The sequence below is a fragment of the Pseudarthrobacter albicanus genome (genome assembly GCF_018224015.1).
Taxonomy (GTDB): Bacteria; Actinomycetota; Actinomycetes; order Actinomycetales; family Micrococcaceae; genus Arthrobacter; species Arthrobacter albicanus.
This window is the reverse complement of sequence record NZ_JAGPOT010000191.1, coordinates 1-1,349: the sequence shown is the minus strand read 5'-3', so window position 1 is coordinate 1,349 and position 1,349 is coordinate 1. Positions and strand designations below refer to the sequence as shown.

Sequence of the window (1,349 nt, the reverse complement as noted above, 5' to 3'; positions counted from 1 at the left end):
CGACGCCACCGCGCCCACCGGACAACGCGACGCCACCGCGCCCACCGGACAACGCGACGCCACCGCGCCCACCGGACAACGCGACGCCACCGCGCCCACCGGACAACGCGACGCCACCGGAACCGACCGCAACAACGCACCCGACACCACCCGCACCACCGGATACGACACCACCGCGCCCACCGGACAACGCGACGACACCGCGCCCACCACGGACGCCATGACCCGGCCCCAGACGCCCCCGGACATCGCCGAACAGCCGGCCCCCGGCCGGGCACGCCTGCGTAAATACGTCACCACGGAAAACGTCACCAGGACGGTGCCAGTGCAGCGCGAAGAAGTCCGAATCGAGCGAGAACCGATCACGGAGGAAAACCGCAGCGAGGCTATGAACGGTCCGGACAAAGACGACGAGCGCGAGGTCATCCTCCACGAGGAACGACTCATAGTTACCAAGGAGACCGTCCCGGTCGAACGGGTCCGCATCGGCACCGAAACGGTCAGCGATGAGGTCACAATCAATGAGGAAGTCCGCAAAGAACACATCGACACCGAAGGACCTGAAGAGAGCTGACACGAGCTCCGAATACAGTTCTGGCGCGCTGAGTGCGCGAACGGTATCGGCGGCTGGTTGCGTGGCGCCATTCTCCACGCTAGTGTTGTGATTCGCATCACTCAAAACTGAAAAAGCCTATGATCTGCGGCGGGAGAGTCCTGCCGGTACATTCAGCAGGCGCCGTAGGAGCAAATCCTCCCCAGGAATCTCTCAGGCCCATGTACCGCCGCGGCGAGGCAACTCTGGAAAGCAGCCCGGGCAACCGGGCTCACCGACGGTGCAAGCGGCACCTGCGACAGCAGGGACGCGGAAACTCTCAGGTCCAATTACAGAGCGGGGAGGAACCCGAATCATCGTGGCACCTTGGCGCCACTTGAACAATGGAGTTCCTCATCACGATTCATCCTCCCCCTTCCGTACTTGTTGAAACGCCCCATCTTGAGCGGCAGCTCAGCAACCGGCATATCCAGCTGATCGCCATTGGCGGCGCGATCGGCACGGGCCTGTTCATGGGCTCGGGCAAGACCATCTCTGCGGCCGGCCCGTCCGTCATCTTCGTCTACATGATCATCGGCTTCATGCTGTTCTTCGTCATGCGGGCCATGGGCGAGCTCCTGCTGTCCAACCTGAACTACAAATCCTTCAGCGACTTCGCCGCGGACCTGCTGGGCCCCTGGGCCGGCTTCTTCACCGGCTGGACCTACTGGTTCTGCTGGGTGATCACCGGCATCGCGGACGTCATCGCCATCGCCGGCTACTCGCAGGAACTCTGGCCGGGACTGCCGCTGTGGAT

At 63.5% G+C, this 1,349-nt stretch carries 2 protein-coding genes and 1 riboswitch; both genes read left to right on the top strand.

Features of this window, described 5'->3' with window-relative positions; translation table 11 throughout:
- The coding region (locus J9611_RS21350; protein ID WP_211883248.1) for a YsnF/AvaK domain-containing protein at window positions 1-574 on the top strand (574 nt) is incomplete at its 5' end.
- A gap of 120 nt (window positions 575-694) precedes the next feature.
- Window positions 695-792: riboswitch (glycine riboswitch) on the top strand.
- Between the two features lie 144 nt (window positions 793-936).
- Window positions 937-1,349, top strand: a 413-nt coding sequence (locus J9611_RS21345; protein ID WP_211883246.1) for an amino acid permease, incomplete at its 3' end; no start/stop codon positions are given.